Here is a 12,658-nt window from a genome sequence, read left to right on the forward strand (position 1 = left end):
GCGTGCGGGCGGGGGGTGGCCCGCCCGCACGCCGGGAGGCCTGATGAGTCACGTCGAGAGGCCGGCTGGGCCTCTTCGGGAGGCCTGATGAGTGACGTTCTGAACCGTCTGCGCACCGTGCCCGCCGAGGTGATGGACGCCGCCGCGTACGGGGCCGACTTCGCCGGAGCGCTCGCGGCCACGAGCGGCGTCGTGTGGAAGCTCGAACGGGCGCAGCATTTCGACGAGGGAGATCTGCCCAGTTATCTGGCGATGGTCGAGGGCGACTGGGAGCGGGCGATGGAGCTGGCCGAGCGGATGCGCCCCGGGTTCCGCGACGACAATCCCGCCCGGCTCGACTTCCGGCGGATCAGGGTGGTGGAGGAGCCGTTCACCCCGTACCTGCGGTGGGAGCTCGCGCTGCTCGCCATGCGGGCCGAGGAGGGGGAGAACGGCCGGGTGGTGCCGGTCTCGGCGGTGCGGCCGTACGAGGGCGGCGGTCCCGTGCCCGAGCTGGTGCTGTTCCGCCCGACCCTGCTCTACGAGGTCCTGTACGACGAGACGGGCAGGCACGTCGGGGCCCGCCGGATCACGGACCCGCGGGTCGTCGAGCCGTGCGTGCCGGTCCTGGCCGGCCTGTTCGAGCGGGGCGAGGACCTGCGCGCGTACTGGGCCAGAAAGCGCCCGGCCTCGGGTTGAGCGTCCGGCCTCGGATCAGAGGTCGGCGGGTCGGGTCGGAGGTCGGCCGGTCGGGTCAGAGGTCGGCGAGGAAGCCGAGCGCCGCCGCCCAGGCGCGCTCGGCGGACTCGGGGTCGTGGTCGGGCAGGTCCGGGTCGGTGAACAGGTGGCCCGCGCCCGGGTACCGGAACACCTCCACGTCGGCCCCGGCCCGGCGCATCAGCAGGTACCACGCGTTCTGCCAGTCGACCGGCTCGTGGGTGTCGGGGTCGGCGACGTGGAGCTGGACGGGCAGGTCGTCCAGGGACGCTCCCTCGGGCAGGTCGGACGTGCCGTGCAACAGCAGCAGCCCCCGGGCGTTCTCGTCGGCCAGGGCGAGGTTCTGCGCGAGCGCGCCGCCGAGGGAGAACCCCGCGTAGACCACGCCCTGCCCGGACAGGGGAGCGGCGGCGGCCACGGCCCGCTTCAGCAGCTCGTCGCGGCCGATCTCCTCCTTGATCGCGATGGCCTCCTCGGGGGTGCCGACGACGCGCCCGTCGTACAGGTCGGGGACGTGCACCTCGTGGCCGGCCGCGCGCAGCCGCCCGGCGGCCTGGTGGACGGCGGGCCGCAGGCCGTACTGGGAGTGCAGGAGCAGGATCCGTGCCATGGGGCCAAGTCTAGGAGGGGCGCCTGCGTCACTTCCGTGCCGCACAATGTCCGGATGATCCGTCCACGCTTATCCGCCCTGTCCCTGGTCCTGCTCCTGACGCCGGTCGCCGGCTGCGCGTCCGCGGACCTGGGGATCTTCGGCGGCCACACCTACACGAACTCCAGCGAGGCCATGGAGCCGACGATCAAGAAGGGCGCCCACATGTCGGTGCGGCGGGTCGACGACGGGTACGTCCCGCGCGTCGGCGACATCATCATCTTCCGCCAGCCGGAGGGCTGGTCCGAAGGCACCCCCGACCCGGAGGCCACCTACGTCTCGCGGGTCATCGGCGTACCGGGCGGCACGGTGAAGTGCTGCGACTCCCACGGCCGGCTGGAGCTGGACGGCAAGGCCCTGGACGAGCCGTACATAGCGAAACCCCCGGCGTCCGAACTGGACTTCGCCGTGCAGGTGCCGCGGGACCGGATCTGGGTCATGAGCGACAACCGGCATTCCGCCCTGGACTCCCGCGCCCATCAGGGCGCTCCCGGCACCGGGACGATCAGCGTCTCGGACGTCGTCGGGGTGGTCGAGGCTCCGCGCGGATCCTAGGCGCCGACCGGCTCCAGGAACTCCAGGCGGTTGCCGTGCGGGTCCTCGCTGTAGAAGCGGCGCATGCCGGGGAAGTCGCCGTCGAACGCCACCGGATAGCCCGCCGCGCGCAGCCGCCCGGCCCACGCGTCGAGGCCCGAGACGAGCAGCCCGGGATGGGCCTTGCGGGCCGGGCGGAAGTCGGCCTCGACGCCCAGGTGCAGCTCGATGCCGTGGCCGCGGAACCAGCAGCCGCCGCGCGCCGCCAGGACGGGGGGCTTGGGGATCTCGGCCAGGCCGAGGACGCCCTGGTAGAAGTCGCGAAGGGCCTGCTCGCTCCCGGGCGGGCAGGCGAGCTGGACGTGGTGCAGCATTCCGAGTTCCTCCCAGTATCTTGACGTCAAGATATAGCAGGGGAGCTCGACGAACGCGCCCGCGAACCGGCTCATCCCTCCGCGCGGAGGGCGGTGGCGAGCTCGTCGGGGGTGAGGCGGCGGGAGGCGACGTAGTAGAGCACGGAGCCCGGCGGCAGCTCGGTCCGCCAGCCGGGGTTCACGAGCAGCTCGTCGCCGGTGCGGGCGGCGAGCAGCGTGGCGCCGCAGCGGCGGCCGAGCGAGAGCTGGCAGCGGTCCACCAGCACCGGCCCCAGCGACTCGGGCAGCCGCACCGAGTACGTCTCGGCGTCGCCGTGGGTCATGAGCTGCGTGTACACCTCGGCGATGCCCGGGTCGCGCAGCTCCTCGGTGATCATGTACGGGCTGTGCCACTGGACGCAGCGCAGCGTGTCCCGCACGTACCGGAGCTGGCGGACCCGGGAGACGTCACGCAGGGCCACGACGAGGTGCGCCCCGTGGGCCACGTGGTCGGCGGTGATCGCGACGGCCAGCGCCTCGTTGTCGTCGCGGGCGTCGACGAGCACGCTGTACGCCCGGTGGACGCCGGCCCGGAGCAGCACCTTGTCGTCGGTCAGGTCGCCGCGCACGAACGTCACCTCGCGCTCCGGCATCGGATGCGTCTGCACCTCGTCCCACGTGCAGAGCACGATGCGGCACGACCCGTCGGCGGTCAGCTCGTCCACCATCTGCTCGGTACGGCCGGGTGTGTAGCCGAGCAGCACGATGTGACCGGACATGTCCACGGTGACGGCACCTCGCATCCTTCGTCCCTTGGCGCGTTCCAGGGTCGACGCGAACCTCGCGAAGACGGTCGTCAGCGTCGCGATGCCGCCGGCGATGACGTACGCGCCCACGACGTGCCCGGCGGCGGTCTCCGGGTACAGGTCGCCGTAGCCCACGGTGGAGGCGGTGACGACGAAGTACCACCAGTAGTTGCCCGGCGCCACGATCTCGCTGCCGGCAGGTTCCGCGAGCGCCATCAGCGGCCAGCTCGTCAGGAACACCAGCGCGAAGACGAGGACCGGGGTCCACCAGGTCCCGAGGAGGGAGAGCCGGGCCAGCACGCGGGCGAGGAAGATGGGCACGCTTGTCCTCCCGCCTGACGCCGCTGTCCTGCGGTCACCATAACCGGGCAAACCCCACAAAGCAGCCCCTCGGGCCGCACCAGCATCAGCTGTCCGCTGTCCCCTCACGGTCTTCCGGGGCCGCGGGGAACGCCCAGAGGCGGAGGTACATCGGGCGGGCGTCCGGCGGGGCCTCGTCCCGGGAGTGGCTGTGCCTGAGCAGGAGCTCCATGTACGCCTCGAAGAACGCCTCGAACTCCTCGTCCGTCATCCAGCCGAGCCCCCGTGACGCCTTCACGCGCGCCGGGTCGCGTTCGTACAGCCGGGGCAGCCCCTCCAGGAGCCGCAGGTCCTCCTCCAGGCCCAGGCGGTGGAACTCGGCGAGGATCGGGCGGTCCTCCGGCGCCAGCCGGTCGGGCGTGGGCAGGCGCATGTCGCGCGGCGCCCGGGCCTTGCGCCACCAGCGCTCCCTGCCGGTCGAGCGCTCCGGTATCTCCTCGATGAAGCCGTACTTCTCGAGCTGGCGCAGGTGGTAGCTGGTCGTGCCGGTCTTCGCGCCGAGCAGCTCGCCGAGCGTGGTGGAGGTGGCCGGGCCATGAACGCCCAGGTGGCGGAGCATGAGGCGGCGCATCGGGTGGGCCAGGGCCTTGAGCCGGGCCGGGTCGTCGAGCAGGAAGGACTCGGGTGGCGCGGCCTCATCCGTCATGAGGAGGAGTCTAGTACCGCAGAGGGATTTCTGCCGGGATCTGTTTGCCGAGACTTCTCTGCAAAGTAGTCTCGGCAGACATGAGACGTGTTGTGGTGGCGGGACTGGCCGCCGTTCTGTGGTGGCTGCTCGCTGTGCCCGGAGCCTGGGCCGCCGTGGTGACCCGGGCTCCGGGCGTACCCGGTGATCTGAAGGCGGTCGAGGTGACCTTCACCGGCGACGGCGGGCTCGTCATGCACGGGACCGTCCTGTCGCCCGCCCGCGGCGGCGGGGCGCGGCCACGACCCGGGATCGTGCTGATCCACGGAGCCGGCACGGGGACGCCCCGGACCAAGCTCATGGGCGAGGCCGTCGAGTTCGCCCGCAGGGGGCTGTCGGTGCTGGTGTACGACAAGCGGTCCGTCGGCTACTCGCTCTTCGAGCGCTCGTACGCCCAGCTCGCGGGGGACGCGCTGGGAGCCGTGGCGGCGCTGCGCGAGCAGCCGGGCGTGGACCCGGCGAAGGTGGGCGTCTGGGGGCTCAGCGAGGGCGGCTGGGTGGCGCCGATGGCCGCCGCCCGGTCCCGCGACGTCGCGTTCGTGGTGCTCGTCGGCGCCAACAGCCAGCAGCCGCTGCTCCAGCAGGCATGGGCCGTGCACGCCGGCCTGCGCGCCGCGGGGGTCAGGGGACGGCTGGTGGACGGCACGGAACCCGACCTGTACCGGGTGCTGGCCGACGGCGAGCTGTTCCCCGAGCCGTACTACGACCCCGCCCCGACCATCGCCGCCGTGCGTCAGCCGGTGCTCGCCGTCTGGGGCGTCCACGACCTGCTGACCCCCGCCAGGGAGAGCAGCGCGGGTTTCGCCGAGGCGCTGCGCCGCGGCGGCAACGACCACCTCACCGTCCGCTACTTCGCGGACGCCGACCACGCCGCCCACCGGACCCCCGACCGCGGCGTCACCCGGCTGCCCGAGCTGGCCCCCGGCTACGCGGACCTGGTCGGCTCCTGGGTGACGGACGTGACCTCCGGCCGTCCGCCCGTGAGCGGCACGTCCGGGCCGGCGCCGGTCCAGGCGGTCCCGACCGTGCCGGTGCCGCCGGTGGACTGGTGGGAGGCGGCCGACGTGCAGGCCGGGGCGCTGGTGGTGATGCTCGCCGGGTTCGCCGCGTACCCGCTGGCGGCTCTGGCGCGGCGGGTGCGCGGGCGCTCGCGGCGGCCGGTGAGCGCGGCGGCGCGGCTGCTCAGCGCGGGCGGGCTGACCGTGGTGCTCGGGTCGTTCGGCTATGTCATGTACGCGGTGATGACGGGGGCCAAACTGGGCAGCCCGGGACCGCTCGTGGCGGGCCGGCCGGTGGTCTGGCTGGCGCTCCAGGCGCTGGCGGTGGCCTGCGTGGTGGCCACGGCCGTCACCGGGCTGGCGTGGTGGCGGGGGCGCGCGGGCGTCACGGCGGGCGAGCGGGTGCGGCTGGCCGCGCTGACGGCCGGAGGACTGGTGCTCGTGCCGTGGGGGCTGTACTGGGGGCTGCTGCTCCCGGGGCTGTGAGTCCACGGCCCGGGTGAGGTTGTGTCGGTGACGGCTGCTACACAGGGGCCATGGGTGTGAGCGTCGAAGAGTTCCTCGATCTGGTGGAGAAGCTGCCCGAGGTCCGCATGGACCGCATGGCGACCTGGGTCAGCTTCAAGGTGCGCGGCAAGGGGTTCGGCTACCTGTGGGAGGAGACCGAGACCGTCGGCGTCAAGGCCACCGTCGAGGAGCAGATCGCGCTCGTGGCCGAGCGGCCCGAGGTGTTCGAGCCGCAGTTCACCGCCGGGAGGTTCGGGTGGGTGGTGATCCGGCTCGACCGCATCGACTACGACGAGCTGTTCGAGCTGGTGGCCGAGGCGTGGTGCCTGACCGCCCCCAAGACCTTGGTGACGGCCTTCGAATCCGCCCACCACATCGGGGGATAACCTGGCATTAATGCTGACAACGAACATCCGGCTGCGCGCGTGGCGCGAGGATGACGCCCCCGCCGTGCTGGCCGCCTTCCAGGACCTCGACCTGTCCCGCCAGGCCCCCTGGCCGGTCCTCACGCTGCAGGACGCGCTCGGGTGGATCGCCTCGTGGGACGGGGTGGGGCACGCGTTCGCGGTCACGCTCGGCGAGCGGGTCGTCGGCAACGTGGCGGTGGCCCGCATCGACGCCCACGCCAACGGCTGGGTCTCCTACTGGACGGTTCGCGAGGCGCGTGGCCGCGGTGTCGCCCCGGCGGCGGTGCAGGAGCTGGCCCGGTGGGCGTTCCGGGAACGGGCTCTTCCGGCTGGAGCTGGGACACCGCGTCGACAACCCGGCCTCGTGCCGGGTCGCCGCCAAGGCGGGCTTCCTCGCCGAGGGGATCGAGCGGGGGAAGCTCGTCTACGACGGGGTCCGCCACGACGTCGAACGCCACGCCCGCCTGGCCACCGACTGACCCGGCGGCCGCCGGCCCCGGGGAGCTGGCTGGCCGCCGGCCTCGGGGAGCTGGCTGGCGGGCGGTCGCCGGGGTGATCTACCCTCGGTTGGGTGGACAGCGAGAGCCTGGCGGCCGCCGGTCTGCTGGCGGCCATGAGCCGGGCGGCGGCGAGCCTCGCCGCCTTACGTCACCCCTTCGTCCGCAGCGAGCCCTTCTGCTACTTCTTCCCTCCGGCCGGCGTCCGCGCCGGCACCGCGTTCATGCTGCCCGACGGCCGCGAGGTGCGGTTCACCGTCTCCGTCGCCGCCTCCGACGGGGCCTTCCACGTGGAGGGAGCCGCCTGGGCCGAGGGGGAGGCGCTGCTCGACCTGCCGGCCTGCGCGACGTCCGGCATCCACGACGGCATCGCCGTTCTGGACGACTACGCGGCCGAGCTGGTCTCCTCCGCCGCCCGCCTCATCGATCAGCTCCTGGACGAGCTCGTGTGACCGTGGGCTGATCAGACTGGACAGCATTGTCTGATTGTCTGACAATGTTCAGATGAAGCAAGGACCTCTGGCCGTCGTGGGCGCCTCCGTGCTGTGGGGCACGGCCGGCACCGCGGGCCTGCTCGTCTCCGCCGACTCCGTCGCCCTGGCCGCCGCGCGCCTGGTCATCGGCGGCGCCGTCCTCGCGCTCTTCGCGAGCAAGGGGGTGCGCCGGGCGGTGAGCCCGGCCACGCTGCTCGCCGCCGCCGCGGTGGCCGCGTACCAGCTCTGCTTCTTCGCGGCGGTCGGCCGGACGGGCGTGGCGGTCGGCACGGTGGTGGCGATCGGCAGCGGGCCGGTGTTCACGGGGCTGCTGTCGTGGGTGCTGCACCGCGAGCGGCCGAGCGGACGCTGGGTCCTGGCCACCGCAGCCGCCATCGCCGGCTGCGCCGCCCTCATCGCGGGCGGCGCCGAGGAGGCCGGCGGGCAGGGCGGGCAGATGGTGTCCGGGGTGCTGCTCGCGCTGCTGGGCGGCCTGGTCTACGCCTTCTACGCGGTCTCCGCCGCCCGCGCCATCGCCAAGGGGGCGCCGTCCGACGGGGTGATGGGCGTGCTGTTCGGCGGCGCGGCCGTGATCATGCTGCCGGTGCTGCTCTGGCGCGGCGCGGGGTGGCTGGGCGAGCCCAAGGCCCTGCTCGCCGTCCTCTACCTCGGGCTCGCCTCCACGGCGCTGTCCTATTTCCTGTACGGCAGGGGCCTGCGCACCACGCCGGTGGCCACGGCCGCGACGCTGGCGCTGGCCGAGCCCGCGGTCGCCGCCCTGCTCGGGCTCGTGGTGCTGGACGAGCGGCTGGCCCCGGTGTCGTGGGCGGGGCTCGCACTGCTGGCGGTCAGCCTGGTCGTCGTGGCCCTGCCCGACCGGCGTCCCCGGCCGGGCGCGCCCGAGACCCCGTCCACACCGGGCGACCCCGCCGTGCCCGAGCCCGTTCCGTCAACCGGGCGATCCCGGCGGGCCTGAGCAGGGCGTGTCCGCGAGGGCGGGGAACGGGCGGTATTGCGGTTAGAGTCTGACCCGTGACCCTGCCCCTCAGACCCGTCTCGGCCGTAGGCGCCCTGGCCGGTGAGCTGCGCCGCCGGGTGCTGTCCGGCGAGATCGCGCCGGGCACCCCGCTGCCCGAGCAGGAGATCGCCGCCGCGTACGGCGTGGCCAGGCCCACGGTGCGCGAGGCCCTGGCCGCGCTCGTCCACGAGGGCCTGCTGCGGCGCGAGCGCAACCGCAGCGCGTACGTCCCCGAGGTGACCCTCGACGACCTCGACGACCTCATGTACGTGCGCCGCCCGCTGGAGGACCTCATGGCCCAGGCCATGGCCGGGCGGCGGGTGCCCGAGGCCGACGCCGCGCTGGCCCGGATGGACGGCCTGCCCGCCGAGGCGCCGTGGGCCGACACCGTGGCCGAGCACATGGCGCTGCACGAGGCGCTGATCAGGGCCGTGGGCAGCCCGCGCCTCGACCGCCTGTACGGGGCGCTCGCGGCCGAGACCCGGCTCGGGCTGGTGCGGCTGCGGGAGGTGTACGAGGACAGAGAGGTGCTCGTGCGCGAGCACCGGGAGCTCCTGGACGCGATCGCCGGGAGCTCGGTGGAGACGGCGCGGGCCGCGGTGGCGGCCCATCTCGGGCACACTTGGGGCGGCTGAGCGCGAGCCCTTGCGGTACGCCCCTCCGACTCGCGAGAATCGCGGCCATGCACGGCAACCCGATGCCGGACTCCTACGTGTATGTCACGGAAGAGGGCGTGACCCGTCACTACGCCGACGGAAGCGTCGAGGCCCTCGCCTGGGAGGACGTCGTCGAGGTGCGCGTCGTCGCCGAGACCGACTCCGAGGTCCTCTACATCCTGCTCGACCGCGACGGCGAGGGCTGCGTGGTGCCGAGGTCGGCCACCGACTCGACGTTCCTGGCCCGCCTGCGCTACCTGCCGGACTTCGACCTGGACCGGCTCCAGCTCGCGGCCGAGGCGGCGCGGGACGGCGCGGTCGTCGTCTGGCGCAGCCCCGACCCGCCGTCCACGCTGCCGGACCTCGAATACGACTAGTCGTCCCCGCACACGGAGACGGGATCGACGTCGGGAAGGTTGGCCGTCCACTCCTGCTCGGTCAGGGTGCGTCCGAAGCGGGCGCACAGGGCCTCGGCCACGGCCGGGGGCGCGACAGGATACTCGTGCCGCAGGTCGACCTGGTCGAAGGTGATCAGGCGGGTGCCGTCGGAGGTGAAGGACACCCGCTGGACGTTGCCCCGGTCGTCGTCCAGGACCGCGCCGACGTACTGCCCGCGCGCCAGGTCGTAGAGGCGGACCTTGCCGTCGCCGCCCACGAGGGCGGCCAGGTCCTCCTTCGGTGACACGGCCAGCGGCGCCGTCGGGCTGCCGGAGGCGCCGCTGATGACCGTCCGGGGCGAGCCCTCGCGGTTCCAGACCGCGATGCGGCCACGGTTGTCCGCGGTGACGAGCTCCCCGGATCGGGTGAACGCGCCGTACTCCAGGCGGGTCGTGCGGCCGGTGGCCCGCAGGACCGGGCCGGCGGGCTTCCCGGTGGCCGCGTTCAGCAGACGGGGCTCCTGCGCCAGCACGGCCAGCCTGGTCCCGTCGGGGCTGAAGGCGACGTCCGTCAGCCTGGTCATCCTGGCCGACCACAGGGCGCGGCCCGCCTTCCAGTCCCACACCTGGAGCGTGGACTTCGTCGAGTCCTCCACCTGGGTGAGCAGCACCGCGACCTTGCTGCCGTCGGGGCTGTAGCCCGCCACGAACCCCTCGTCGTCGTCGCTCACCTTGAGCTGCTTGATCTCCTTGCGGGTGGCGGCGTCGTGGATGCGCAGGTGCGTGATGTTCGTGAAGTCGTCGCGGCCCACCGGGGTGGGCTCGAAGGTGGTGAGTGCGATCGTCCTGCCGTCGCTGCTGAAGGCGGCGCCGGTGAAGAGGACGGAGGCGTCGCTGTCCTGGCTGCCGCGCAGCAGCAGGTCGCGCCTCTTGGCGTTGCGCAGGTACGCGTCGGTGCCGCGGAACTCCACGCTCGTCGCGCCGTCCGGGCTGACCGCTATCGTGCTGGACTCGCCGTCGCCCGTTCCGCTGAGCGCGGAGACGTCGAGGGAGAACACCCGGTCCTCGCTGAGGTAGCGCAGCACCTTTCCGCCGGGGTCGAATCTCGGCTGGGGCGACATCGCCTCGGCCACCCAGTCGGAGGTCTCGTCGGAGGCGGAGCGGACGGTCAGCGTGGCGAGGAGCGTGCCCTCGCCCCAGAGCTGGATCTCCTTGTCCGTCGCCGAGGCGAACAGTCTCTCGTCATGGCTGAAGATCACGCGTCCCTGGTTCCAGGTGGCGGGGCCGTCGTTGATCAGCGTGCCGGCCGAGGAGTTGTCCGGGTCCGCCAGGTCGGTGACACCGAGCCGCCGCCTCGGCAGCACCTCCAGCAGTTCTCCCTTCTTGGTGACCGCCAGCGGTTCGGGGCAGTACTTGCACGGTTCCTGCGCCGGCCTCGTGCCGGTGAGCTTCAGGCCGGGCAGCGCGAACCTGCCGATCGTCTTGATGTCGTGGTACTGCGTGAAGATCGCCGATCCGTCGGGCGTCATCGCGCCGTTCCAGAAGCCGGGGACCTTCGTGTTCCGGCCGGTCCGCAGGTCCCAGAACACGTCGCCGGGACCGTCCCGGCGCACCATGACGTAGCGGTCGACCGTGCCGAACCTGACGGCGGCCCGGTCGGCGGCGTCACCGCCGATGGGCTTGTCGAAGAGCCACGTGCCCTTGGCCTTGCCGGTCCGCACGTCCCAGGCGTACGCGCCCTTGCTCGTCAGGACCGCGAGCACCGCGCCGGACTGGCTCAGCGCCACGTCGATCGGCGTCCCCTTGACCTCCAGCCGCAGTTTCCCGACCTGGACGCGGCGGACCACGTCCCACAGCCGGGCCTCGCCGCCGCTGACGCTGACCAGGGTCCTGCTGTCGGCGCTGAGGGTGCGCAGCGTGTCGGGACCGGTGACCGGGTCCTGGAACACGGCCGTCTCGCGCTGGGCGAGGGAGTCGTTCATGGCCTTGCGGGTCTGCGGGGTCGCGTCGAGCCGCCAGGCCGCGACGCTGAGCAGATCGCCCAGGCGCGGGTCGGTGGCCCGGATCGCCCCGGCGGCGGCCGCGATCCTGGCCGCCTCCGACATGCGGAACCGGTCGTTCGCCACCCGGCTCTGCCAGACCGCGACCCCGGTCGCGCCCAGCGAGGCCACCAGGAGCACGGCCAGGCTCAGGGACACCACCCGGCTCCTGCGGGCCCGGCGGCGGCCGAGCGAGGCCCCCGCGTTCAGGAAGTCGCGCTCGGCGCGGACCAGCGTGATGTCCCGCCGGCCGGTGGCCGCCCACTGCAGCGCGGACTCCAGTGAGCGCCCGGTGAGCAGGTCGCCGTCGCGCCGGCCCCCGTCGTCCCACCGCCGGGCGGCGCTCATGATGTCCCGGTGGACGGCGAGGCCGTCCCGGTTGGCCTCGATCCAGCCGCGCAGCCGGGGCCAGGCGTGGGGAAGGGCGGGCCGGGTCAGCCGCACCTCCTCGCCGCTGACCTCCAGGAGGTAGGCGAACACCCGCAGCACGTTCGCCGCCTCCGGGAACTCGCTCATGCGGGCCCGCCGCAGGGACAGCTCGCCGTCCTCGTCCACCGTGACCAGCCGCAGGAACACCTGCGCGGCCAGGTCGCGCTCGGCGGGGCCGAGCATGCCGTAGGCCTCTTCCGCGAGCGGTCCCAGGCCGGGATCGCGCGCCTCCGTGGCGATCTGCGACGCCCGGCCGCCCTCGGCGAGCAGCCGCGCCGTGTCGAGCCGGCCGTCGCCGCTGATCAGCGCGAGCAGCAGGGCGCGGGCCGTGGGCCGCTCCATCGGGTCCTTGCGCAGCGCGGCGTGGACCAGCGGGCGAAGCGTCTCCGGCAGGCAGGTGAGGTCAGGTTCGACCGACATGACCTGGTGCATGACCGCGCCGAGGGTCTCGGCCTTGAACGGGTCCTTGCCGGTCGCGGCGAACAGCACGATCCCGCCCCACGCGAACACGTCAGCCGGGGCCCCCGCCCGCTCGCCCGTGAACACCTCCGGCGCCATGTAGGTGGGCGTCCCGGAGACCAGACCCGTCGCGGTCAGCGACATCTCCAGCGTCCGTGCGAGCCCGAAGTCGATCACCCGGGGGCCGTCGGGGCCGAGCACCACGTTGTCCGGCTTCATGTCGCGGTGGATCACGCCCGCGTCGTGGATGGCGGTCAGCGCGGTGGCGACGCCGGTCGCGAGCCGGTGCAGCTCACCGGGGGCGAAGGTCCTGCCGTCCCGTACGGCGGCGCCCAGGCTGGGCCCTTCCACGTACTCGCTGACCAGGTACGGCCGGGGCCCGGTGAGATCGGCCTCGACCAGGCGGGCGGTGCAGAAGGAGGAGACCCGCTGGGCCGCGGTGACCTCGCGTTGTAAGAGGCCCACGTCGGTGCCGTGCAGCATCTTGATCGCCACCCGGTGCCCCTCCGGGTCGTAGGCGTCGTAGACCACCCCCTGGCCGCCCGAGCCCAGTCGTCCGGCCAGCCAGTACTTCCCGATCCGCGTCGGATCCCCCGTAACAAGAGTCACAGAGGTTTGGATGTGCACCATCGCCGAAGAGTTCGCGGAACGCCCTACATCCCCCCAGATCGCCCACTGGCGGTCCGCCCGTAACTACGCCGTAATTGCCGTTTTA

14 protein-coding genes and 1 pseudogene are annotated in these 12,658 nt (G+C 73.2%); 10 read left to right on the plus strand and 5 right to left on the minus strand.

The features are described 5' to 3' along the window. Positions 1-87: 87 nt before the first annotated feature. The gene (locus HTZ77_RS20310; RefSeq protein ID WP_175591185.1) at positions 88-678 is read left to right on the plus strand and encodes a DUF6879 family protein; all 591 of its coding nucleotides are present in this window, start codon (positions 88-90) and stop codon (positions 676-678) included. Positions 679-733: 55 nt separating this feature from the next. Here HTZ77_RS20310 and HTZ77_RS20315 read toward each other — a convergent pair whose 3' ends face one another. Next, the gene (locus tag HTZ77_RS20315; protein WP_175591186.1) at positions 734-1,306 is read right to left on the minus strand and encodes a dienelactone hydrolase family protein; all 573 of its coding nucleotides are present in this window, start codon (positions 1,304-1,306) and stop codon (positions 734-736) included. 54 nt (positions 1,307-1,360) lie between these two features. Between HTZ77_RS20315 and lepB the strand changes: the two genes are divergently transcribed. Further along, positions 1,361-1,900 (plus strand): signal peptidase I, encoded by a 540-nt coding sequence (lepB, locus tag HTZ77_RS20320; RefSeq protein ID WP_175591187.1) that lies wholly within the window; start codon positions 1,361-1,363, stop codon positions 1,898-1,900. Here the strand turns inward: lepB and HTZ77_RS20325 are convergent. The 3 genes from HTZ77_RS20325 to HTZ77_RS20335 all read right to left on the minus strand — a co-directional run bounded on the left by HTZ77_RS20325 (position 1,897) and on the right by HTZ77_RS20335 (position 4,044). Beyond that, complete coding sequence (locus tag HTZ77_RS20325) at positions 1,897-2,253, minus strand: VOC family protein (protein WP_175591188.1); 357 nt, start codon at positions 2,251-2,253, stop codon at positions 1,897-1,899. The genes lepB and HTZ77_RS20325 overlap by 4 nt on opposite strands. A gap of 71 nt (positions 2,254-2,324) precedes the next feature. After that, the gene (locus HTZ77_RS20330; RefSeq protein ID WP_175591189.1) at positions 2,325-3,359 is read right to left on the minus strand and encodes an ion channel; all 1,035 of its coding nucleotides are present in this window, start codon (positions 3,357-3,359) and stop codon (positions 2,325-2,327) included. Positions 3,360-3,444: 85 nt separating this feature from the next. Then, positions 3,445-4,044 carry an ArsR/SmtB family transcription factor gene (locus tag HTZ77_RS20335; protein ID WP_175591190.1) on the minus strand — a complete coding sequence of 200 codons (600 nt, stop codon included), beginning with the start codon at positions 4,042-4,044 and terminating at the stop codon, positions 3,445-3,447. 80 nt (positions 4,045-4,124) lie between these two features. Here HTZ77_RS20335 and HTZ77_RS20340 point away from each other — a divergent pair, with 80 nt between their 5' ends. The 8 genes and pseudogenes from HTZ77_RS20340 to HTZ77_RS20370 all read left to right on the plus strand — a co-directional run bounded on the left by HTZ77_RS20340 (position 4,125) and on the right by HTZ77_RS20370 (position 9,016). Beyond that, complete coding sequence (locus tag HTZ77_RS20340) at positions 4,125-5,567, plus strand: alpha/beta hydrolase family protein (RefSeq protein WP_175591191.1); 1,443 nt, start codon at positions 4,125-4,127, stop codon at positions 5,565-5,567. 50 nt (positions 5,568-5,617) lie between these two features. After that, positions 5,618-5,974 (plus strand): MmcQ/YjbR family DNA-binding protein, encoded by a 357-nt coding sequence (locus HTZ77_RS20345; protein ID WP_175591192.1) that lies wholly within the window; start codon positions 5,618-5,620, stop codon positions 5,972-5,974. A gap of 10 nt (positions 5,975-5,984) precedes the next feature. Then, positions 5,985-6,260 (plus strand): annotated as a pseudogene (locus HTZ77_RS48270) (GNAT family N-acetyltransferase); the annotation flags it as partial. After that, positions 6,253-6,474, plus strand: coding sequence for a GNAT family N-acetyltransferase (locus HTZ77_RS48275; protein WP_235994945.1), 222 nt, complete (start codon positions 6,253-6,255; stop codon positions 6,472-6,474). The pseudogene HTZ77_RS48270 and the gene HTZ77_RS48275, both read left to right, overlap by 8 nt. A 92-nt stretch (positions 6,475-6,566) precedes the next feature. Continuing rightward, positions 6,567-6,944: a hypothetical protein gene (locus HTZ77_RS20355; protein ID WP_175591193.1), complete on the plus strand. Its 378-nt coding sequence runs from the start codon at positions 6,567-6,569 to the stop codon at positions 6,942-6,944. Between the two features lie 52 nt (positions 6,945-6,996). Further along, positions 6,997-7,941, plus strand: coding sequence for a DMT family transporter (locus HTZ77_RS20360; RefSeq protein ID WP_175591194.1), 945 nt, complete (start codon positions 6,997-6,999; stop codon positions 7,939-7,941). 56 nt (positions 7,942-7,997) lie between these two features. Next, the gene (locus HTZ77_RS20365) at positions 7,998-8,618 is read left to right on the plus strand and encodes a GntR family transcriptional regulator (RefSeq protein ID WP_175591195.1); all 621 of its coding nucleotides are present in this window, start codon (positions 7,998-8,000) and stop codon (positions 8,616-8,618) included. 47 nt (positions 8,619-8,665) lie between these two features. Beyond that, entirely contained in the window at positions 8,666-9,016 is a 351-nt protein-coding gene (locus tag HTZ77_RS20370) for a hypothetical protein (protein ID WP_175591196.1), read from the plus strand. Here the strand turns inward: HTZ77_RS20370 and HTZ77_RS20375 are convergent. Beyond that, positions 9,013-12,573 carry a WD40 repeat domain-containing serine/threonine protein kinase gene (locus tag HTZ77_RS20375; protein WP_205302873.1) on the minus strand — a complete coding sequence of 1,187 codons (3,561 nt, stop codon included), beginning with the start codon at positions 12,571-12,573 and terminating at the stop codon, positions 9,013-9,015. The genes HTZ77_RS20370 and HTZ77_RS20375 overlap by 4 nt on opposite strands. Between the last annotated feature and the right edge of the window lie 85 nt (positions 12,574-12,658).

The sequence above is a fragment of the Nonomuraea montanisoli genome (assembly GCF_013363975.1).
Taxonomy (GTDB): Bacteria; Actinomycetota; Actinomycetes; order Streptosporangiales; family Streptosporangiaceae; genus Nonomuraea; species Nonomuraea montanisoli.